24 protein-coding genes and 1 pseudogene are annotated in these 22,180 nt (G+C 44.0%); 24 read left to right on the forward strand and 1 reads right to left on the reverse strand.

From position 1 onward, the window contains the following. Positions 1 to 22: 22 nt before the first annotated feature. The 19 genes and pseudogenes from fliN (at position 23) to EDD59_RS01025 (ending at position 16,926) form a co-directional block, all read left to right on the forward strand. Positions 23 to 1,234, forward strand: coding sequence for a flagellar motor switch protein FliN (fliN, locus tag EDD59_RS00935; RefSeq protein ID WP_132377968.1), 1,212 nt, complete (start codon positions 23 to 25; stop codon positions 1,232 to 1,234). A gap of 12 nt (positions 1,235 to 1,246) precedes the next feature. Beyond that, on the forward strand, positions 1,247 to 1,585 hold the full coding sequence (gene fliO, locus EDD59_RS00940; RefSeq protein WP_132377969.1) for a flagellar biosynthetic protein FliO: 339 nt from the start codon (positions 1,247 to 1,249) through the stop codon (positions 1,583 to 1,585). Positions 1,586 to 1,589: 4 nt separating this feature from the next. Next, positions 1,590 to 2,252 carry a flagellar type III secretion system pore protein FliP gene (gene fliP / locus EDD59_RS00945; RefSeq protein ID WP_132377971.1) on the forward strand — a complete coding sequence of 221 codons (663 nt, stop codon included), beginning with the start codon at positions 1,590 to 1,592 and terminating at the stop codon, positions 2,250 to 2,252. Positions 2,253 to 2,266: 14 nt separating this feature from the next. After that, a complete protein-coding gene (locus EDD59_RS00950) occupies positions 2,267 to 2,530 on the forward strand; it encodes a flagellar biosynthetic protein FliQ (RefSeq protein WP_132377973.1) in 264 nt (87 codons plus the stop codon). Between the two features lie 10 nt (positions 2,531 to 2,540). Beyond that, positions 2,541 to 3,314 carry a flagellar biosynthetic protein FliR gene (gene fliR, locus EDD59_RS00955; protein ID WP_132377975.1) on the forward strand — a complete coding sequence of 258 codons (774 nt, stop codon included), beginning with the start codon at positions 2,541 to 2,543 and terminating at the stop codon, positions 3,312 to 3,314. A gap of 18 nt (positions 3,315 to 3,332) precedes the next feature. Next, positions 3,333 to 4,418, forward strand: coding sequence for a flagellar biosynthesis protein FlhB (gene flhB / locus EDD59_RS00960; RefSeq protein ID WP_132377977.1), 1,086 nt, complete (start codon positions 3,333 to 3,335; stop codon positions 4,416 to 4,418). Next, positions 4,399 to 6,462 (forward strand): flagellar biosynthesis protein FlhA, encoded by a 2,064-nt coding sequence (flhA, locus tag EDD59_RS00965; RefSeq protein WP_132377979.1) that lies wholly within the window; start codon positions 4,399 to 4,401, stop codon positions 6,460 to 6,462. The genes flhB and flhA overlap by 20 nt, the downstream gene beginning before the upstream one ends. 22 nt (positions 6,463 to 6,484) lie before the next feature. Further along, complete coding sequence (locus EDD59_RS00970) at positions 6,485 to 7,312, forward strand: sigma-70 family RNA polymerase sigma factor (RefSeq protein WP_132377981.1); 828 nt, start codon at positions 6,485 to 6,487, stop codon at positions 7,310 to 7,312. Further along, positions 7,293 to 8,045 (forward strand): flagellar hook-basal body protein, encoded by a 753-nt coding sequence (locus EDD59_RS00975; protein ID WP_132377983.1) that lies wholly within the window; start codon positions 7,293 to 7,295, stop codon positions 8,043 to 8,045. Before EDD59_RS00970 ends, EDD59_RS00975 begins: the two co-directional genes overlap by 20 nt. Before the next feature lie 10 nt (positions 8,046 to 8,055). Further along, positions 8,056 to 8,763 (forward strand): flagellar hook-basal body protein, encoded by a 708-nt coding sequence (locus EDD59_RS00980; protein ID WP_132377985.1) that lies wholly within the window; start codon positions 8,056 to 8,058, stop codon positions 8,761 to 8,763. 28 nt (positions 8,764 to 8,791) lie between these two features. Further along, positions 8,792 to 9,418 (forward strand): chemotaxis protein CheC, encoded by a 627-nt coding sequence (locus EDD59_RS00985; RefSeq protein ID WP_132377987.1) that lies wholly within the window; start codon positions 8,792 to 8,794, stop codon positions 9,416 to 9,418. Then, positions 9,411 to 9,893 (forward strand): annotated as a pseudogene (locus tag EDD59_RS00990) (chemotaxis protein CheD). The gene EDD59_RS00985 and the pseudogene EDD59_RS00990 overlap by 8 nt, the downstream one beginning before the upstream one ends. A gap of 26 nt (positions 9,894 to 9,919) precedes the next feature. Beyond that, entirely contained in the window at positions 9,920 to 10,834 is a 915-nt protein-coding gene (locus tag EDD59_RS00995) for a chemotaxis protein (RefSeq protein WP_132377989.1), read from the forward strand. Beyond that, on the forward strand, positions 10,835 to 12,154 hold the full coding sequence (locus EDD59_RS01000; protein ID WP_132377991.1) for an EAL and HDOD domain-containing protein: 1,320 nt from the start codon (positions 10,835 to 10,837) through the stop codon (positions 12,152 to 12,154). A 15-nt stretch (positions 12,155 to 12,169) separates the two neighbouring features. Further along, entirely contained in the window at positions 12,170 to 12,943 is a 774-nt protein-coding gene (locus EDD59_RS01005) for a ParA family protein (RefSeq protein WP_132377993.1), read from the forward strand. A 14-nt stretch (positions 12,944 to 12,957) separates the two neighbouring features. After that, entirely contained in the window at positions 12,958 to 13,623 is a 666-nt protein-coding gene (locus EDD59_RS01010; protein ID WP_132377995.1) for a late competence development ComFB family protein, read from the forward strand. Between the two features lie 89 nt (positions 13,624 to 13,712). Next, positions 13,713 to 16,127, forward strand: coding sequence for a flagellar filament capping protein FliD (fliD, locus tag EDD59_RS01015; RefSeq protein ID WP_132377997.1), 2,415 nt, complete (start codon positions 13,713 to 13,715; stop codon positions 16,125 to 16,127). Between the two features lie 23 nt (positions 16,128 to 16,150). After that, positions 16,151 to 16,510 carry a flagellar export chaperone FliS gene (gene fliS / locus EDD59_RS01020; protein WP_330571839.1) on the forward strand — a complete coding sequence of 120 codons (360 nt, stop codon included), beginning with the start codon at positions 16,151 to 16,153 and terminating at the stop codon, positions 16,508 to 16,510. Further along, the gene (locus tag EDD59_RS01025; RefSeq protein ID WP_132378001.1) at positions 16,507 to 16,926 is read left to right on the forward strand and encodes a hypothetical protein; all 420 of its coding nucleotides are present in this window, start codon (positions 16,507 to 16,509) and stop codon (positions 16,924 to 16,926) included. Before fliS ends, EDD59_RS01025 begins: the two co-directional genes overlap by 4 nt. Positions 16,927 to 17,005: 79 nt before the next feature. On the opposite strand, the gene EDD59_RS01030 is transcribed toward EDD59_RS01025, so the two are convergent. Beyond that, positions 17,006 to 17,683 carry a C39 family peptidase gene (locus tag EDD59_RS01030; protein ID WP_132378003.1) on the reverse strand — a complete coding sequence of 226 codons (678 nt, stop codon included), beginning with the start codon at positions 17,681 to 17,683 and terminating at the stop codon, positions 17,006 to 17,008. A gap of 103 nt (positions 17,684 to 17,786) precedes the next feature. Between EDD59_RS01030 and EDD59_RS01035 the strand changes: the two genes are divergently transcribed. The 5 genes from EDD59_RS01035 to flgK all read left to right on the forward strand — a co-directional run bounded on the left by EDD59_RS01035 (position 17,787) and on the right by flgK (position 22,172). Then, positions 17,787 to 18,536: a cell division ATP-binding protein FtsE gene (locus tag EDD59_RS01035; protein ID WP_165920827.1), complete on the forward strand. Its 750-nt coding sequence runs from the start codon at positions 17,787 to 17,789 to the stop codon at positions 18,534 to 18,536. After that, on the forward strand, positions 18,508 to 19,740 hold the full coding sequence (locus EDD59_RS01040) for a nucleotidyltransferase family protein (RefSeq protein WP_165920828.1): 1,233 nt from the start codon (positions 18,508 to 18,510) through the stop codon (positions 19,738 to 19,740). The genes EDD59_RS01035 and EDD59_RS01040 overlap by 29 nt, the downstream gene beginning before the upstream one ends. Positions 19,741 to 19,836: 96 nt before the next feature. Beyond that, on the forward strand, positions 19,837 to 20,169 hold the full coding sequence (locus EDD59_RS01045; RefSeq protein WP_132378009.1) for a flagellar biosynthesis anti-sigma factor FlgM: 333 nt from the start codon (positions 19,837 to 19,839) through the stop codon (positions 20,167 to 20,169). Further along, positions 20,162 to 20,614 carry a hypothetical protein gene (locus EDD59_RS01050; RefSeq protein WP_132378011.1) on the forward strand — a complete coding sequence of 151 codons (453 nt, stop codon included), beginning with the start codon at positions 20,162 to 20,164 and terminating at the stop codon, positions 20,612 to 20,614. The genes EDD59_RS01045 and EDD59_RS01050 overlap by 8 nt, the downstream gene beginning before the upstream one ends. A gap of 19 nt (positions 20,615 to 20,633) precedes the next feature. Then, a complete protein-coding gene (gene flgK, locus EDD59_RS01055) occupies positions 20,634 to 22,172 on the forward strand; it encodes a flagellar hook-associated protein FlgK (RefSeq protein ID WP_132378013.1) in 1,539 nt (512 codons plus the stop codon). Positions 22,173 to 22,180: the final 8 nt, after the last annotated feature.

Raw genomic sequence — 22,180 nt, forward strand, 5'->3', positions numbered from 1 at the left:
TTGCCGGAAAGAGAGTTAACAAATGGACAATAAGAAACTAAGTTCAATGGAAATAGATGCCATAGGAGAAATACTTAATATCAGCCTCGGCGCTTCGGCAACCGCTATTTCTTCAATGCTGGATGCGCGGGTAGATATTACAACTCCGGTTGTCCAGATCCAGACAAAGGATGAATTTAAGTTCAATCATCTGGAGCCAGCCGTAGGAGTGGAGATTGTTTATGTAGAAGGACTTACAGGCAGTAATATTATGCTGCTGAAGCGCAGCGATGTGCGGGTTATTGTTGAAATGCTGATGGGCACTGAGATAGCAGAGGAAGACTTTGAATTAGATGAAATGAATATAAGTGCCATCTGTGAGGTTATGAATCAGATGATGGGAGCTTCGGCGACCGCGCTTTCAGAACTGCTGGGAAGAACGGTGAATATTTCGACTCCGGAGTCCTTTGAAATCACAAGTCCAAAACAGTTTAAGGATAAGTACTTTCAGGATGACGGTGTTATGACCGTGATTGGATTCACCATTCAGATAGCAGACAGGCTGAAAAGTGAGTTTATGAATCTTATGCCGATAGGGCTTGCCCGTGAGCTTGTTGCCGGATTTTTTGCCGATGGGGTTCCTGATGTAGTGGACGAGCCGGATATAGAGTCCCCGGCAGACATTCCAGTTCAGGAGCCGGACAAGGAAGAATCTGCAAATGTGCCGGTGCAGGAACAAGAACAGACACAGGAATCAGAAATATCATCCCCGGATATATCCGGCGAGATGCCTGCGGAGGAGCTAAAGAATACGGAGTCTGCTAACGATATGATGAATTTGATGCAGCGTCAGATGGAGGCTCAGCAGCTTCAAATGCAGCAGATACAGCAAATGCTTCAGATGCAGCAGGCTGGCTCTCCAAAAAAAATAGGCGTAAAGCCAGCGCCTCGTCCCAATCTGACCGAAGGGATGGGTGCTCAGCCTGACAGGGAAGAAGAGGAAGCAAATATGGAGTTAATTATGGGCGTGCCCCTGGATGTCTCTGTAGAGATTGGGCGGACAAGAAAACTGGTGAAAGATATCCTGGAATTAAATAAGGGCTCCCTGGTAGTTCTGGATAAGCTTGCCGGAGAACAGGTGGATTTATTCGTCAATGGGCAGTGCATTGCAAAAGGAGATGTGGTAGTGGTTGATGACAATTTTGGCATCCGTATTACAGAAATTTTGAAGGATGAGATCACACTGCTTGAATAGGGGAGAATACATATGTTAGATGGAGTGGCTACAGCACTGGGGACCTTACTAATTATAGGCATCATTCTCTGGCTGGCCTATATTTCCTCAAAACACATAGGAAAAACAGGGAAAATCGGCGGGAAAACCCCCTATATGAAAATAATAGCCCAACTTCCAGTAGGACAATACGGGACGCTTGCTATTGTACAGACTGGGAAAAATTACCTTTTATTGGGAATGACATCCTCTCAGATCACTGTGCTGGACGAGTTTGACAGCTTAGAGGAACTGGATGACAGTAATGACGGCAAAGGGGAACCGCAGGATTTTAAAATTCAGTTGGAGAAACTGATAAAAAGGAAGAAGTAAAGATATGGATACAAATTCTTTAATTAATGTAAACGGGGATCAGGTTCCCTCTCTGGAAATTATTGTCATGATGACAGTTTTAATGCTTCTGCCATCTATTGTCATTATGATGACCTCATTTGTCAGGATTATTATTATTCTTTCTTTTGCGAGAAACGGCCTGGGGGTGCAGCAGACACCGCCCAATATGGTGTTGACCGGAATCGCACTGTTTCTGACTTTGTTTATTATGAATCCGGTAATCAAGGATGTCAATACAGAGGCATACCAGCCCTATAAAAACGGTCAGATTACTCAGCAGGAAGCACTTAAGCGGGCAGAAGTGCCTATGAAAGAATTTATGCTTAAGCAGACAGAAAAAAGCAGCCTGAATATGTATATAGAGATGTCAGGGACGGATAAAAAAATAGAGCCAAAGGATCTGCCGATGACTGTTGTCATCCCGTCTTTTATGACCAGTGAACTTAAAAGAGGATTTACGGCCGGTCTGTTGCTGCTTATTCCGTTTCTCCTGATTGATATTATCGTATCCAGCACACTGATGTCTATGGGAATGATTATGCTGCCCCCGGCAACCATTTCACTGCCGTTCAAGTTGCTTTTGTTCGTCACACTGAATGGGTGGGAGCTTTTATTCTCAACTATAGTGAAAAGTTTTAATTACTGACAGGAGGAATAAAAATGCCGACAACGGGAGAAATTACGGATTTAATGTATCAGTTGTTTGTGATGGCAGTAAAACTGGCCGGTCCCATATTAATCATCAGTATGGTGGTGGGGATTGCGATTTCTATTATTCAGGCTGCAACTCAGATCCATGAGCAGACACTGACCTTTGTCCCGAAACTGATAGTTATAGGTGTGCTTCTGGTTGTGACCGGAGACAGCATGTTGAAGCTACTGCAGGAGTTTACACAGCAGATTTTTCTCATGATAGCAGGTTAGGAGGGGCAAAATGTCTTTGACAGTGACGCCGGAATTTGTACTGTTTATACTGATTTTGATGAGGATGTCCGGCTTTGTCTTCTTAAACCCTGTTCTCGGAAGAAAGAATATACCGGCTTTGTTTAAGACCGGGATGGTATTTGTACTTGCCATCGGAGTGTTTCCCTCCGCTAAGATGCCGGACACAGAGGTCACATCGGCGGTTGTACTGGGTGTACTCCTTCTGAAAGAGTTTGCCCTGGGGTATCTGGTGGGATTTGTGATGCAGCTTTTTGATATGGTGGTTACCTATGCGGGAGCTGTGATTGACTTCCAGATGGGACTATCCATGTCCACAGTATACGATGCGCAGAACGGCACACAGACAGCTATGACCGGAAATATACTGCAGATATATTATCTTTTACTTTTCTTTGCGGTGGACGGTCACCTGGCACTGATTAAAATATTGTCGGAGTCCGGCAAAGTGGTTCCTTATGCAGGTGTTATACTGGGACCGGATGCAGCCCGGTCCATGCTCAACATATTTGTGGAATGTATTGTCCTCGCAGTAAAACTTGCATTCCCTATTATTGCCTTTGAATTCTTGATGGAAATTGCAACAGGACTTCTGATGCGGATTATCCCTCAGATAAATCTTTTTGTAATAAGCATTCAGCTCAGAGTAATCTTAGGAGTTATTATGATGGTTTTTATGATATCACCAGCAGGCGATTTTCTGAACAATCTCATTACTGATATGATTGGGGCAGTACAGGATATATTAAGGATTGCAGGATCCTAAAGAAAAGGGGGGTATACCTTGGCGGCAGATTCAAAAACCGAAAAAGCCACCCCGAAGAAAAGGCGTGATGAAAGAAAAGAAGGAAATGTTTTCAAAAGCACAGACGTTGCCAACATTGTGTTTGTCTTCGCAGCTTTTTACTCTTTAAAGAAGCTGTTCCCTTCTATTCTGAAAACTGTATCAGAATTTATGGAGCGTTATCTGGAATTAGCCGGAAGTATCAGCGATTTAAATCTGAACAACGTCGGGGGATATGGACGTGAGTTCGCAGCGGCAGCCGCGAAAACGATGTTGCCTTTTGCATTTATCTGCGTGGCGGTTGGAGTGATCATACATGGGGTACAGACTCGTTTTTTGTTTACTCCGAAGAATTTTTATCCGAAATTTAACAGGGTAAGCCCTATACGGGGATTAAAAAACTTATTTTCACTAAAAAATGTGGTTGAACTTGTAAAAAACATTTTGAAGGTGATTGTACTTGTGGCAATACTTTACAACCTTCTGAAAGCCGATGCAGAGACTGTAATGCGGACTATGGATATGTCTGTAAGCGCTTCGGCAGCGTACATGTTCGATATGATGATGACTATGATTACAAGGGTTTCTATGGTATTCGCAGTCATTGCTCTTTTTGATTATATGTTCCAGAGATGGGATTATGAGCGTAAAATCCGTATGTCAAAACAAGAATTAAAAGAAGAGTTTAAACAGACGGAAGGAAATCCTGAAATTAAAGGGCGAATCCGCGATTTACAGAAGCAGCGTGCCAGAACGCGGATGATGCAGGCAGTTCCCGGAGCAGATGTGATTATCAGGAATCCTACTCACTTTGCAGTTGCCCTTTCGTATGATATGGACATGAATAATGCCCCTATTGTTGTTGCAAAGGGTCAGGATGAGCTTGCCCTTCGAATCGTCAGAATCGGGGAGGAGCACAATGTTGCGGTAATAGAGGACAGGCCTCTTGCCAGGGGGTTGTATGCCACAGCAGAAATAAACCGTGAAATACCCATGGAATATTACGGTGCAGTGGCAGAGGTTCTGGTATTTGTATATAAGTTGAACAAGAAAAATGAGGTAAAGCATGAAACGGTTATTAAATAATTCAGTGGCTCTTTTCGTAATAGTCATTATCCTACTCTTGATTATTCCCATGCCTCCGTTTGTTTTGGATGTCATGATTATTATAAATATATCTTTATCAATGATTATTCTTTTAATCAGTATGAATATAAGGGAGCCTCTTGAATTTTCTATATTCCCATCACTTTTGCTGATAACTACTCTGTTCAGGCTGGGAATCAATGTTTCTTCCACCAGAAACATTCTGACCAAACAGGGACAGGCGGGCCAGGTAATTCATTCATTTGGCAGTTTTGTGCTTCAGGGAAATGTTGTTGTCGGATTTATTATTTTCTTTATTATTGTATTGGTTCAGTTTATTGTTATCACCAAGGGCGCGGAACGTGTTGCGGAGGTTGCGGCCAGATTCACGCTGGATGCCATGCCCGGGAAGCAGATGGCGATCGATGCAGACCTAAGCTCGGGACTGATCAACGAGCAGGAAGCCCGCATACGGAGAAATAAGATACAGCGGGAGGCTGATTTTTACGGTGCTATGGATGGTGCCACAAAGATTGTAAAGGGCGATGCTATTATGGCCCTGATTATCACTGCAGTCAATCTGATCGGCGGTTTTGCCATCGGCATTTTAATGTCGGGGATGGAGCTTTCCCAGGCACTTTCTGTATATTCCATTGCCACAGTTGGGGATGGACTGGTATCCCAGATTCCGGCACTTTTAATATCTACCTCCACCGGTATGATTGTGACGAGGGCTGTCTCAGAAGGCAGCCTGAATGAAGATGTATCGAAGCAGTTCCTGGCTCAGCCAAGAGCAATCATGATGACAGGTATTGTTCTTCTTGTTTTGATGCTCGTACCGGGAATGCCTAAGATTCAGATGGCAATTCTTGCGGCAGTTCTTATCATTGGCGGCTATAAGCTTAGTCAGAAGATTGAAGAAAACGCAAGTTTGGAGCAGCAGACCAAAGAGCAAACGGAACTTTCCGGAGCACCTGTCACGGAGGAAGAGTATTATAAGGATATAAACAATATATATTCATTGATTGAAGTGGAGCCAATTGAAATGGAATTTGGCTATAGTCTGATTCCCTTGGTAGATGAATCAAGCGGAGGGAAAATGATAAATCGTATCGTGATTTTCAGGAGGCAGTATGCGCAGGATATGGGATTTGTTATCCCCTCGGTCAGACTGAGGGACAGCTCCGGTTTAAATACGAATCAGTATATTATTAAAATCAGGGGGGAGGAGGTTGCGAGAGGGGAAATTCTTGTAGACCATTATCTGGCCTTGGAGCCTTCCAACCCATCCGGGGTGATTGACGGGATTGAGACAATCGAGCCTGCCTATGGTATCCCGAGCAAGTGGATTTTGCCTGAGAACAAAGAGATGGCAGAGATTTACGGCTATACCGTCATAGACCCTCTGTCTGTCATGATTACTCATCTTTCGGAGACAATCAAACAGCACGCTTATGAGCTGCTTAACAGGCAGGAGGTGAACCTGCTTCTTGAAAATGTTAAAAAGGCTGTGCCGGAGCTTGTGGAGGAGGTAATCCCCGGTCTGATGACCTTCGGCAGCTTTCAGAAAATACTTGTAAACCTGTTAAAAGAAGGAATTCCAATAAAAGGAATGGAGACTATTCTGGAAACAATTGCAAATACCAGTGTACCTGGAGAAGATACTGCAAAGGTAACAGAAAAAATCCGGGTTGCGCTTAAGAGAACCATTACAAGGAGGTTCTGCACAGGAGGGCAGATGAGGGTTGTGACATTGGATGCAGAACTGGAGAAGAATCTTGTACAGTGCCTCTCCAGAGGCGAACAGGGGACTTATCTTGCGGTAAGCCCGGATATTATGCAGAGCATACTTACCCAGGTGGGGGAGGAAATTAAGAAATTCCAGGAGATATCCCAGGAGGTAATTATTCTCACAAGCCAGGTTATTCGTGTGTATCTGTATCAGATGTTGGAACAGTTCTATCCGTCGGTGCATGTACTGGCATTTAATGAGATAGCTGATAACGTACAGATTCAGGCTATAGGAAATATCAAGCAGGAATAAGGAAGTCAAAAAGGGGACAGGCATGAAAGATAGAAAGGAAGAAAGTAAGGTGCCGGAGGATTATACGAATGAAGAGCTTCTTGCACTTTATCAGAAGACAGGAGAGCCGGAGCTCAAAAAAGAACTGGCACTCAGATATCTTTATATTGTGAAGAGCATTGCCATACAGATGAGAGATGTCTATGCCGGATTTACCCAGATGGAGGATATCGTAAACGAGGGCGTCTTGATGCTGATGGCTGCCATTGATAAATTTGATGAAGGTAAAAATGCGAAGTTTGAAACCTATGCGTCCAGAAGAATCCGGGGGATGATTATTGACATTGCCAGGAAGCAGGACTGGGTACCCAGGACCCTCAGGAAAAGCCTGCGGGATATTAACGAAGAATCCTTAAAATTTTATTCCGGGCATGGGAGATATCCTACAGTGGAGGAATTGGCAGAGCGTCTGGAAATGGAACCACAGAAAATCCGCAGCGTAATGGGGAAAGCAAACCTGTCCTCTGTATTGTCTCTGGATATGGTGCTTGAAGAGACAGGCGAGCAGTATAAAGCAATCCAGATACCCTCTGATAAAAGGGAGGACCAGCCGGAAGAAAACTTTTTGGAGCAGGAATTTAAAAGCACCCTGGCGGAAGGAATACGCTCACTGAAGGAAAAAGAACAGATAGTGATATCTTTATATTACATAGAGGAATTAAATATGAAGCAGATTGCGTCGATAATAAATGTGAGTGAACCAAGAGTGTCACAGATACATGCAGCCGCGGTTTTAAAGCTGAGGGAATATATGGAAAATTGCAGCAGAGTTGAAGAAAAGGAGGTGTCATATGTTTCAAGGATTATATAATCTTACATCTGGCATGCTGACACAGACAAGAAATCTGAATGTCATCAGCAACAATATGTCTAACGTTACGACCGCCGGATATAAGAGCGAGCAATTTATGGCTAAGACATTTCAGGAAGAACTTATTTACAGAAGCGGAAATAAGGACAAAGGAGGTGCAACTCCCATTGGGCGAATGAATCGTATTGTAACTGCAGACCGAAACTATACAGACTATACAAATGCCGGATACCAAGGTACATCCAGAAGCCTGGATTTTGCACTGAGCACTGACGGCTTCTTCTGTATTCAGGGGGAGGGCGGTACTGTATATACCAGAAATGGTTCTTTTTCCCTGGACAACGGAGGCTATCTCTGCCTTCAGGGAGTGGGAAGAGTACTCGGCACTAATGGTCCCATTTACCTGGGAACCGACAAGGTGAATGTCGATACGGCAGGAAATATTTATACAGAGAATGGGAACACCTACCTAGGCAGCCTTTCTGTCGTTGATTTTCAGAATAAGGATGAGCAGCTGACGAGAGCAAGTGACGGTACCTTTACAACAGAGGCACAGGGAACCCCTGTGATTGGAAGTATTGTACAAGGAGCGCTTGAATATTCAAATGTAGACACCGTGAAAGAAATGACAGCAATGATGAGCAGCCAAAGAGTACTTCAGAGTAATGCACAGATTCTGAAAATGTATGATCAGCTGACAGGAAAAATTGTGTCACAATTAGGAGCGGTATAGGAGGAGGAGAATGGACACTTCATTTTACACAGCAGCACGGGGAGCAATGACACAGCAGGAAAGGATGAATGTGATATCTAATAATATCGCAAATGTCAATACACCGGGATACAAGACAAAAGAGGCTGTTTTCCTGGAGCTGATGCATTACAACATGCGGGCCCCCCAAGGCAGAAATACACACCTGACAGCCGGAGCGGGAGCAGCGGTAAATCATACAAATACAAACTTTTCCGGGGCCGGTTTTCAGGAAGGGGACGGAAATTATAACTTTGCAATTTCCGGGGATGGATTTTTTATGCTGCGGGATCCGGCAGGCGGTGTTTCTTATACAAGAAACGGACATTTTTCACTTTCCAGGAGGCAGGACGGTTTTTATCTGGTTTCTGATTCAGGCAAATTGGTGACAGACAGCAGTGGAAATCCTATCCGGTTTGCAAATGGAAAAATACAGGGAACTCCGGGAATCTATACGTTTCAAAACACAGATGGTATGCTGAGCACCGGTATGAATGAATTCCAGCAGGCAGCAAAGAATGGCGCACCGATTTTAAGTACCGATGCACGGCTCCAGGAGGGAGTGCTGGAAATGTCCAATGTGGAACTGACTGATGAGATGGCAAAGACCATGGAGTCCTCCAGAGCCTATTCTCTAATGCTGAAGATGATGGAAACTTCGGATGAAGTGGAGCAGACTGTGAATAGTTTGAGATCGTAAATAATCGGAGAAGGGACTGGGACAAGAAATGGAAATTAAGACCTATGACGATGTAGGAGCAACCGCACTTGATGTAATTCGGGAAGTGGGCAGTATTGGAACGGGAAATGCGGCAACGGCCGTTTCAGAGCTTTTGTCGGCAAATGTGAGGATTAATCTTCCGGATGTAAGGATTGAGGGGTTTAACGAGGCAATAGCACTGCTGGGCAATCCGGAAGAGCCGGTGGCTGCTATTCTTGTGCAGATGTCAGGTGACATGAACGGGATTATGCTGTTTCTTCTGAAAATAGACTTTATTAATGCGGTACTTCACACTATGCTGGGAAAAACAGTTTCGGATTATTCAGAGCTTGATGAGCTGGAGGTTTCCGCCCTTACTGAGGTGGGAAATATTGTGATATCCTCTTATGTGAATGCCTTGTCAGGACTGGCAGGAATGGAAATTGATTTGTCTGTTCCGGCAATTTCGATTAATATGCTGGGAGGAATCTTAAGTGTTCCAATGATAGAGCTTGGGTATGAAACAGACAAAATTATGATAATATCTGGAAAGTTCATCCTAAATAAGCACCAGGTTGACAGCAGTCTGCTGATGCTTCCGGATATTCCGTCTCTGAATAAATTAATTAGGTCGCTGGTGGCCGGCCATGAATAAAGAAATAACTGTTGGAATCGCAGATATGAAGCTCCTACGGCAGGAGGGGACTCTGATTACCTATGCATTGGGCTCTTGCATCGGAATTAGTTTCTACGATCCCATGATTAAACTGACGGCCCTTCTGCACATTATGCTGCCCATGTCCCCGGAAAAAGAAATTTCCCAGGTATTTAAATTCGCAGACACAGGAATTCAGGAGACACTTCGCAGAATGTCCGTTTTTGGCGGAATAAAAAGCAGATACATATGTAAAATAGCAGGCGGCGCCAGAATGTTTGAGGTATTGGGAAACAGTTCTCTGGCAAATATCGGAGAGAGGAATATTTAAAGTGTAAAGAATATTCTGCTGAAGGAACAGATTCAGCTGACACAGCAGGACGTGGGCAGTAATTATGCAAGAACTATGCGCGTCTCTGCACAAACAGGGACAGTGACTATACATACTTATGGAAGACCGGATGTTGTATTGTAAATATCCGCTGATAGGAGGAGCAGGAAATGGCAAAGACAGAGATTTTGCTGGAATCAGGTACAAATGAAATCGAGATTATGGAATTTACAGTGTACAATGAGCTTTATGGCATTAATGTAGCAAAAGTGAGAGAGATTATGATGTCTGACAAGGTAAAGCCCATACCTCATTCTCATGAAGCAGTGGAAGGGATATTTAAACCCCGGGATATCATGCTTACGGTGGTGGATCTCCCATATTATCTTACAGGGAAGGAAACGGTGCCCGGGGTAAAGGACTTGTTCATGGTAACAAATTTTAATAAGATGAATATTGCTTTCCGGGTACATACAGTGGAAGGAATTCAACGAATATCCTGGGCCGATATCAAGAAGCCGGATAAAACACTGAGCAGAGGCAGTGAGGATGGAATTGCAACAGGAATTGCACAATGTGGAAAAGATCTGGTCACAATACTGGATTTTGAAAAGATTGCTTCAGATATAGCACCTGAGACAGGGATACAGATGGATAAGGTGAAGCAATATGACGGAACAGAGCGTAAAAAATATTCAATTGTTCTGGCGGAGGATTCTATTTTGCTTACCCGAATGATTGAGTCTTCTCTTCAAAAGGCAGGATACACAAAAATCTCTAAGTTTAACAACGGAAAAGAGGCATGGGATTACCTGGAATCTGTGAAAGAGGAGGGGGCTGAAAACAAGGTTGACTTAATTATCACGGATATCGAAATGCCCCAGATGGATGGGCACAGGCTGACAAAGCTGGTAAAATCAGATGCTGTGCTGAAAGCGATTCCTCTGATTATCTTTTCTTCCCTGATTTCCCCCGAGATGGAGCGCAAGGGGAAAGGGCTGGGGGCTGACGAGCAATTGTCAAAGCCGGATATTGGACATCTCGTGGAAGTAATAGACGGTCTTTTACAGAGAGGGAATGCATAAATGGACAGATGTGTAGTTAGAAGGGCTATCAAGGATACACGCACAGGGGAAGTGATCGGCTATGAATTATTGTTTCAGGGAAACCGAGATAATCTTTTCGCGCAACCGGAGACATCCGCGGCAGATATGATATCCAGTTTTCTGATGAGCAACAGCAATAAGTTCGTAAGCGATAAAACAATGTTTATTACTTTTACTCCCTCTCTTTTATTTAGGAATACTCCCAAAATGTTTGAACCGGACAAGGTGGTTATACAGATTGATGACAATATGGTTGTAAATCCGCTGGCAAAGCCCTTCCTTAAGAAGTACCGCAGGGCGGGCTACCAGATTGCGGTCAGCGATTTTCAGTTTTCTCTGCGTTACCTGGACATGCTGGATGATGTAAGCTATATACGTTTAGACATGCAGAGGAAAGAGATTTATGAGAATGAAAGAGAAAAAAACAGCATAAAAAATATTATAGCTATGGCCCGGGGAATTCATAAAAAGTGCATTGCCTTCAATGTGGATTCCAAAGAAATTTATCAGTGTGCAGTTGAGCTGGAGGTGGATTATCTGGAGGGAAACTATATAGCACGGACACTGATTACCAAGGCGGATAGAGTGACATTTATGGAAGGAAACTTCTTCCAATTGCTTGTTGAGGTTTCAAAACCGGAACCGGATATTTCTCAGGTTGAGCAGATTATCAGCAGGGATGCAGGCCTTACCTTCACTCTTTTGAAACTGGTCAATTCGGCGTATTTTGCGCTTAGAAGGAGAACTTCCTCCATACGGCAGGCACTGGTTACACTGGGAATCGGACAGCTCAGACAATGGGTTTATATGTTAAGCTTCAGGCAGGATGTGAGAAGTCCGGCTTTAGAGGAGCTTCTAAAGCTTTCATTTTTAAGGGCAAAGTTTGCTTCCGAGCTTGTGAATTATGTAAAGGGATGCCCAATCACAAATAATGAGGCTTATATGATGGGAATGTTTTCAACAATGGATTATATGGTAGATGTCCCTATCGAAGAAATTCTGGAAAAGATTCCGCTGAATCCGGTTGTAGAAGAGGCACTCGTATTAGGAAAAGGAGTGGTGGGCAGTATTTATAAATTGATTCTGGCTTATGAAAGGGCAGACTGGAAAGAATGTAAAGCTTTATCGGAGGAGCTGGGTGTCCCCACGTATCTTCTTGCACAAATATATATTGACTGTGTAGAAAATGTAAATTCAATCTGGAACACTCTGACTACAGAATATGTAAGAAAGGGAGAGAAACCCTTATTTTCTGAAAAATTGGATAATACAGAGCATCTGGAAGATATATTAAGGTAACGCGGAGGTATAAAAGTGGCGGTAACAATTGTATTGACAAATCAAAAAGGAGGCGTGGGAAAGACCACCTCTTCGGCAGCCCTGGCTTCGGGTCTTAAAGGAGCAGGGTACAGGGTTCTGGCAGTGGATCTTGATTCACAGGGGAACTTAGGGTTCAGCCTTGGGCTGGATATGGAAGAGGGACACACGATGTGCGAGGTGCTCAAAGGGGAAATACCTGTCAAAGATGCCATTAGACATACCGAAGACTGTGCAGACATCCTGACTTCCGATATCCTTTTAAGTGAAGCAGAGATGTTTCTCACCGGTACTGCCCGGCGGCTTAAGTTAAAGAATGTGCTTGACGATGTAAGCAGTGATTATGATTATATCATTATCGATACCCCTCCGGCTTTAAATATATTAACTGTGAACGGGTATGCAGCGGCAGATTACCTTGTGATACCTATGTCGGCTGAGATTCTGAGCCTTGTGGGACTCATCCAGTTAAAAGAAACTATAGAAAGTGTGCAGGGCTCGGTGAATCCCAAATTAAACGTACTGGGTATTCTTATGACGAAATATAATAGAAGAACCAGATTATCAAGAGAAGTACTGGAGATGGCTCAGACTGTCGCTGCACAGATTGGGACGGAAGTTTTTGATACAAAAATCCGGTGTGGAGTTGCTGCTGCCGAGGCCCCGGCCCACGGATTAAGTATTTTTGACTATGCGCCAAAGGCAAATCCCACTGTAGATTACCGGGATTTTGTGGAGGAAGCGGTTCAGAAGATGCATAAAGGTGCATAGGAGGGTAGGAAGAAATGGCAAAGAGAACAAATAAGACAGATCATGTACTGAATCTATTGTCAGGCAATGAAGAGAAGAAGGATGCTCCAGAAAAACAGAATGTAAAAGTACATCCCCCGGTAGACCCTGAAAATGCAGTATCCGTGATTGATCCAATGGATGAAGAGGCAAAATTGGCAGATGAAATAAGGAAATCTCTGGAGTCGGGGCTTGAGAAAGAAACAGAAGATGCACTAGAAGAAATGGAGGCTCCTAAGATTAATCCGGAAGTTTCTGAACAAAGACCAGAAGAGGAAAATACGGATATACCTGAGAAGGCGGAACCGGAAAGTACGGACATACCTGAGAAGGCGGAATCGGAAGGAACAGACATACCTGAAAAGGCGCAGCAGGAAAATGAAGAGGATGAGTTTGTATTTCTCAATGTTATGCAAACGCTGGTGGAAGAAAAAGCCGCCAATTACATGGAACAGTTCGGAGTATGTACATGTTCACGCTGTAAGGCAGATGTTACCGCACTTGCACTGACAAAGCTCCCTGCTAAGTATGTGGTAGTGAACAGAACAGCGGTTTCTCCTCTTATTAATTTTTATTCCAGCAAATATGCAGGGCAGATTACTGTCGAAATTACGAAAGCCTGTATTCGTGTGAATGAGGTGCCCCACCATAACAGAGATTAGTGCTTAATTATTCTGAAGGGTGAGCCGATAATCAGTATATGGAACTTATCAGAGAATATAGATCAAAATAGAATAAGGAGTGAATATTAATGGCATCAATCGGTGGATTAAGCGCTACCGCATCATCCGGTATGAACAGCGCCAGTTCAATCAGGGGATATGGCGGGCTGGCCAGTGGACTTGACAGGGATTCTTTAATTGAAAATATGACTTATGCAACCCGGAGTAAGATTGCGGCTCAGAAGCAAAAAATGCAGACGTTTCAGTGGCAGCAAACAGCAATGCAGAACATTACAAGTAAGCTTTACGAATTTTCTTCAAAATATATGTCCTATACTTCCTCGTCAAATCTTACTTCAAGCAAGCTCTTTTCCAGGAATCTGGTGACTGCTCTTGGAGACAATAGTAAATATCTCTCTGTGAGTGGAAGCGGGGTATCGGCAGATACAATTTCTGTCCTGGGAGTGAAGAGCCTTGCAAAAAATGCACAGATGTCCTCTAATGGAGTGGTTTCCGACCAGACACTGAAGACGGGAAGTATCAGTAATAATCTGAAAGACACGATACCCCTGGATATGGTGTCCGGCGATACCATGTATATTACTTATGGAACAAAAACCTACAGTGTCACCCTCAGCAGTGCGTATGATTACAGCAGTCCTGAAGCAGCGGTAGCATCGTTCAATAAGGCATTGTCCGATGTAACGATTGGAACAGACAAGACCCTGGCAGATGTTATGGAAGTGACGGAGACAGATGGATATCTTAAATTTGTCCATAAGGAAGAAGATGGAACAGGAAATAACCTGGTGCTTTCAGGGTGTACAGGAGATCTGCTGACAGACCTTGGATTTATGGCGGCTGATGAAAAGTTTGGTGATTTGTCCGCAGAACGTATTATGATTACAAAAGAGGGACTGAAGGGGGAAATAAAAAAAGCTGAATTCCAGAAGGATACATCCATAAGTGATATATTAAGTGGAAAGAAAATCAGTTTTTCTTATAACGGAACCATAAAGTGGATTACTTTGGACGAGTATGCTGGGAGTTCTGATTTAGGAGCCGTAAAAGCAGATTTGCAGTCAAAGCTGGATGATGCATTCGGAAAAGGGCGGATTTCAGTGGAGCTTAAGGCTGATGGTTCGACGAAGTCATATTTTGCATTTTCAACTACAATGCCGGGCGGTGACTCAGGTTCAGATACAAGTTCTTCGCTTGCTATTACCGCAGCGGACAAGGGGATTTTAGGAGATGCCGCGAACACTGTATTTGGGATCCGCAGCGGAGAATCTAATCGCCTGAATCTTTCTGCCAGTATAGCGAATTCCGGTCTGAAGGACGTCGGGGGGACACTTGACGGTGAAATGGTCATAGAAAATGATGGTAAATCCGTAAATTTAAAGGATTTAGGCCTATCCTGGGAGAGCTCGGTCAGTGATATTATGAATGCTATCAATAATTCAAAGGAACTGGGAATTAAAGTTTCTTACCAGTCCAATACAGATAAATTTGTGGTACAGTCCACAGAGCAGGGAGCAGGCGGACAAATCGAACTGAAGGGCAATCTGGCCTCGGTATTGTTTGGAGCAGAGAATACGAATTATACAGTGGAGCAGGGGCAGGATGCAGTGATTCTTGTGCAGTATGCAGGCTCTAATACTACTTCTGAAATCACCCGGGGAAGCAATACTATATCAATGGACGGTCTGAATGTTACATTAAAAGGTACATTTGGATATAAGGACGGTAAGTATGTGGAAGGCACAAGTGCAGTAACCTTTAATGCAAGTGTGGATACAGACAACACCACCTCAATCGTAAAGGAAATGATAGACGCTTATAATGAGGCGCTCGATCTGATTAACAGTGAAGTAAACCAGAAGCCGGACAGGGATTACACACCTCTGACCGACGAACAGAAAGAGGAAATGTCAGACAGCCAGATTGAAAAATGGGAGACAGAGGCCAAGAAGGGACTCCTCTTTAATGATACAGATTTGAGAGGACTCGCAGACAGTCTCCGTTTCATTATTCCCAGTGGTTTCAGGGCAGATCTTGAAAAGATGGGAATTACCGTATCCACCAGCTATAAGGATAACGGAAAACTTGTATTTAATGAGACGGAATTTAAAGCTGCCCTTGGAACCGACCCGGATGCAGTGATGCAGGCATTTACGGCCACTGTCTCAAAGAATGAAGATGGAACAACAAATGCAGGCGGCCTGATGACGTCCATGAAGACTATTATGGATCGCTATGCTTCAATGACAGGTGCCACAAAGGGCATCTTGGTGGAGCATGCCGGTTCCGTCTATGCCCCCACATCGGTGCTGAAAAACGGCATGCAAACTCAGATTGACAGCATCAAAAATTATATTACCCAGTTGAATAAAAAACTGGCAACGGAACAGGACAGATACGTTTCACAGTTTACAGCCCTGGAGACTCTGATATCACAGATGAATTCACAGAGTGGATATCTAAGCTCTATGTTTAGCTCATAGATGGAAAGTGGGAATAAATGAATATGGATGGCTACCAACAGTATAAAGAGCAGTCTGTTATGACTATGACGCCGGGCGAGCTTCTCCTCCTGCTCTACGATGAACTGATGAAAAGACTGAAGCGGGCGGAAATCGCACTGGATACAAAAAATTATGAGTTGTTTGAACAGTCTGTGGATCGTTCTGTGGAGATTGTGAAGTATTTGAAAGACACACTGAATCACAGTTATGAAATCAGCACAGAGCTGGGCAGTATGTATGATTTTTTTATCTATGAGCTGAGCAGGCTGCAGGCAGGCAGAAAAAAGAAGACCATACAAGAATTACAGCCGCTTGTAAAGGAACTTCGGGACGCATTTGCAGTGGCGGAGAAGGCAATATGAGAGACGAATATATCAGTGAGCTGCTGTCGGCAGTTGCGGCAGAGGTTCAGAAAAAGTACTGCTACATGAATGAAGTACACCGGCTTACGAAGGAACTTGGTGAAGGACTTTCCAGTGATGATAAATTGGTTGTGCAAATGGTGCTTGAAATGAGAGGGAAGGAGCTGGAGAAAGTGAACGGATGTGACATCTGCATCCGGCGTCTTGTCTCCAGTGCTCTGGAGGATATACAGAAAAGACTTCATGGCGTTCTGGAGGGCGTTGTGCCGTCCGATGCTGCAGATGAGGAAGAGTATGCAATGTGGAAACAGATAGCAGACACGGTACAGGCAACAAAGCGTGTCTGGAAGCAGACGGTTGAATCAGACAGAATATTAAGCCGCCGTCTTGCCGGCAGCGATTCTTACTACTCTTAAAGGAAAAACCTTCGGAATTACAGGCGTGGCCGTAATCCCGAGGGCTTTTTGTGTGGGCGGATAAAACCAGTATTGTATATCAGAGTCTGGACAGTGCCCATACGGGGCCGCCATCGTGTGCCCATGTACTGAGCTGGCTGATCAGTGTCTCTGCAGGCCAATGGATGTCCGATCTTTCTTTACTGGCAGGATCTGCAACTAATATGTTCCCATTTTCATCATACCCGTAAGCTACTATAAAATGACCTGAATCGGAAAAATCTCCGGGCCCCATGAGGAGAATCAGAAGCTTGTCAAAGGACAGTGCATCGCAAAATGCATCGGGAGTAAGCTGGGCAAGCTTTTCCACATGAAGTCCGTGGCTTGCGGCGCCGGTTGGAATCAAGGCATGTGCGGAGCCGCTGCCGGGTGAATAGCAGCCGTTTTCTTCAGACCATTTAGCAGCGTCCACAGGAGTGAAGGGGGTATCTGTAAGTGAGCTGACTGCGATAGCAAGAGCAGTGGGCCCGCATCCGTAGGCATTCATCGGGTCCAGTCCCCCGTACAGGTATCCGCTCCAGGCAGGATCATTCTGGCTATATGCAGTGATGGGAATTTTATGGTCTTTTGCCGTAATTTCAGGTTTTTTAGTATCTGCAGGAGCTGCCGTTACTTCAGACTCTCCGGGCTGGACATACAGGGGAATAACAAAAAACAGGGCACACAGGCTGATGAATGATATAAAAATCAGTATAGGGATTCGTTTTAAAAATTTCATCAGGATCCTCCTTTCTATAGGCTTAAGTAACCTTACACATAGTATTATCGGTTTTACAGGGTAAAAAGATAAGCTCGTAAAAACGGAAGAAAAGAGTCATATCATGAAGGAAATAGAATTTAAAAATGTTACAAAAGTATTCAGCAATGATGTCATAGGTATTGAAAACGTATCCTTTGAAATAGAAAAGGGCGAATTTGTATTTATAGTAGGACGCAGTGGTTCGGGGAAGAGCACACTGCTGAAGCTCCTCAGCAGTCAGATTGAACCTACCTCCGGTAATATACTGGTGGGCGGGATTGACACGGGAAAACTTCCCGATTATAAGAGACCTTATTTTCGAAGGCAGTTTGGCATCATGGAGAGGGAGCTGGGATTGCTGGATGACCGGACAGCATTCGACAATGTTAGTCTCGCCATGTATGCAACCGAGCAGCCGGCCCGTCTAATTAAAAAAAGGGTCGGGCAGGTTTTAAGCACTACAGGGATTTCCCACCGGGCTTTAGCTTTTCCCCACGAATTGTCTGTGGGGGAGACAGCGAGGGTACTGCTGGCGAGGGCCCTTGTGATTAATCCTAAAATTATGATTGTGGATGAACCCACCGCCAACCTGGACCCGGATGCTTCCTGGGATCTGATGTGTCTGCTGGATGATTTAAACAGGCTCGGTGTGACAATGATCGTTGCCAGCCATTCCCGGGAGCTTGTAACCATTATGAAAAAGCGGGTGATTACTTTAGTGTCCGGTGTAAAGGTGTTGGATGAAAAACACGGGATCTATAATTCAAAGGCTATGGACATATTCGAAGAGAAGAGAGTGGAAAGTGAGCGAAAAAGGAATCAGAAGTTATGAAGCAAAATGTCTGACAGAACTGTTGGGCGCATTGGTGAATCAGGAGGAAATTCCCAAATGGGCCCGTGAGCCTGACTGGGGCAGGCTTTATAAACTGGCGGATTATCACGGCGTCGCAAATATAGTTTATTATGGAGTCCTGGGATCAGAGAGCAAAGAACTTAAAGCCTGGAAAAAGAAATTTGAAGAACGTTTTCACCAGGCAGTACTCAGTGAAGAACGTTTTTCCTCCACAGTGCCTTTGGTCCTGAACAGCCTGGAACAGCATAAAGTACACAGCATCGTACTTCATGAATACCGCATGCGGCATTTTTACCCCCAGACAGACATGAGGGCAACCAGATATGTGCGTATACTTGTGGAAAAGGGAAAGGAAGATACTGTCAGAACGGCAATGGAGTATCTGGACTTTGAACAGCAGGAATCCAGGACACAGGGGGAGACCTGGTATTATAAAATACCTGGAATACTTATTATTTTTCAGAGCAGCATGGCTTTTACAAATAAAAAAGTAAAGAAATATTTTTCCCTTCCTGTAAAGGACTATAAAAGGGAAAATGGATATCGTTATATTCATTCTTTTGAACCGGAGGAGTTTTATATCTGTGTGATAGCCTGTGCGGCGGAAAGCTATGCAAAGGGCAGCCTGGACATTCAGTTTATACTGGACATCTGGTTTTATTATATTAGTGTATATAAAAGTCTGGACTGGACAGCTATTTATAAGGAACTCTCATATTTGGATCTGGGAAGCTTTCCGGACTACATCATCAAATTGGCAGCCTACTGGTTTGGCGGGATGCTGTTTTCAGAAGAGGATGACTTTTTTGATTATATGGAGCGGTATATTTTGTCAAAAGGTGTCCAGTGCAGAAAAGAAAACGAGAAATTGCTGCCTCTTGTGAAGGAAGTGGCAGATTTTTATAAAAAGGATTTAAAACACAGACGAAGGAAACAGATGCTGGAATGGTTTTTCCCCCAAATGGAGTATATGAGTACTATGTTCCCATTTCTTTTGAAGTATCACTGGCTCCTTCCGGCATGCTGGGTATTCCGTCTTCTGAGAATGGGGGGACAGCAGATAAAGCTGAGAATTTTGCAGAAAGGCCGAAAACTAAAGAAAAGGGAAATCGATTTTAAGCGCAAAGGCATAGGAATAAAAGACATAAAGGAAAGCCTCAAAAAGCTGAGAAAGAAAAAATAGGAGAACAAAACTTAATAATTGCCCGGGAGTGACGATATTAAAATATAAGAGAAAGTAAGCCATATATTGCTGTTATTTTAAAAGGAGGCATGAAAGATGGATATATCTATTGACAGTTCGGTCGATAGCATAAGAAATTCTTATAAAAACCAGACTGTATCCGATGCCGCAGAAAGAAAGAATCTTCTGGGCTGTTCAAAGGAACGGCAGTTTGATGAGGTCATTATTACGTCCAACAGCCGCCAGATAGAGGAGAAGAAGATAGCGGAAGAACTGACCAGGCGGGTTTTATCAGAAGTAAATATCCCTACACCAGAAACAAAGATAGAGGATTTGAAGCAAAGAGTAGCAGAAGGAAGCTATCAAGTTGATATAGATAGACTGGTGGATAAGATACTGCTGCTAAGAGGAGAACAGGCGGATGAATGAATTTCAGGAAGTGATTCAAAAGTTGATTCTCCTGTTTCGTGACCTGACAGCTATTGAAAGCAAAATGCTGGAAGCAGCAAGAGGAGAGCATATCGGACTCCTTGAGAATTACATGACGAAGGAACAGGCATTTATTATGCAGCTTAAGGGTCTGGAAAAAGAGAAGGACAAGGCCCAGGCAGAAGCCGGGTACAAAAGAATGAGTTTCCGGGAAATACTGGAGGCGCAAGGCGAAGAAGAGAGAGCACGTTTTCTCCCTCTCTTTGAAGAACTGAGCCGGGAAGTACAGATGTTTCAGGAGGTTCATGAAGACTTGACTGTGATTATGGAAGTAAACCTACGTCAGATCAACAAAAAGCTTGATGATACAGAAGGGCATATTTATTCGGACAATACACTGACAGGGACTTCCGCTCCAAAATCGGTGACCAGCCGAAGAGTTTGAATTCAGGGAGGAGAATACAATGATTCGTTCTACATTTTCAGGGTTTACGATGGCGCAGCTCGCCTTAAGTGCAAGCCAGAGGGCGATTGACGTGGCAGGCCAGAACCTCTCCAACGTAAATACGACAGGCTATACAAGGCAGCGGTTGGATCTCATCAGTATCAACCCGGTAGGTGCAAGTTTTTCAAGTTCAAAGTTTGACAATAAGGTGGGACAGGGAGTGATGATGAACGGCATCATTCAGATAAGAGACCCATACCTTGATATTCAATATAGGAACCAGCTTGCGAAGGTGGGTACAGCTGATGCCACTGATCAGATTTTGGAGAAAATAGGCAATATTTTTGATGAGACAGACAGCAAAGGAGTCCGAAGCGCCTTCAATGATATCATTTCACAACTTAGAAATATAGCGCAGCTTTCTGAAGCCGGTGAGGAAAGCTCTGATGCACTGGTCCGCTCCGCATGCACAGTATTCCTAAATGCAATACACCAGAATGCTACTTCTATTGATAATGTAATAAGGGATGTGCTGGATGAGCTTCAGAGCTCAGACATTAAAAATGTAAATTCATGCATTCAGCAGATTCTGGAGCTGAATACTACAATCAAAAATACCCAGCTAATGGGCAATCCGGCTCTTGAGCTTCAGGATCAGAGAAACCAGCTTTTAGATGATCTGGCCACATATCTTCCAATTCAGGTCACTTATGAAACCGAGGGCACAGGCAGTGAGGCAGTGGATACCTTGAAGGTTACATTCACGGACGAAGACAAAAATGTCCATACCCTGATTTCAGACAACAAAGGTGCTGAATTTCAGCTTGGCACAACGGGAGACGGGATTCCGGTTTCCCTCAAAATTAAGGATATCGATTCGGCGGATCCCGTCAGTGACATAGATGTTACAAATCTCATGATAAATGGTGTTCTGAAGGGTAAGATGGATATGCTTAATAAATCCGAGGTCTTCGATGGGACAGAGACAAAGGGAATAGGGTATTACAGCTCCATGTTTGACACCTTTGTGAATACCTTCGCCACTGTGATGAACGGACTAAATGCCACAGATAATGGTGCAACTGCCCATGATCTATTTTCCACAAGTGATGGCTCTGCCACATTTACTGCTGCAAATATAAAGATTTCGGATGAGTGGATGAACGGTACCGTAACTCTGACAAGGACCCAGGAGACAGGGGCCGGGGGTACGGAGAACTCTAGTGCTTACAGCAATATACTGAAGATGATAGATGAACTGAGCAATAAGGAACATGATTTTGTTGTATTCAAGGGAACTATGATATCCGGATACGACAATATCCAGAACACACAGGCCATCGAGCGGAAGGCATCCTCCTCCATTTTGTCAAACCATCTTTCTGTGCTGTATCAGATTGCGGACTCAAAGGATGCAGTATCCGGCGTAAACCTGGATGAAGAAGTAATGGACATGATGCGGTATCAGCAGTCCTATAATGCTGCTTCAAGGCTTATGACTACATTAGATCAGCTGCTGGATAAATTGATTAATGAGACCGGAGTTGTCGGCAGATAGGGGGTATT

The sequence above is a fragment of the Muricomes intestini genome (assembly GCF_004346165.1).
GTDB classification, from domain to species: Bacteria; Bacillota; Clostridia; order Lachnospirales; family Lachnospiraceae; genus Muricomes; species Muricomes intestini.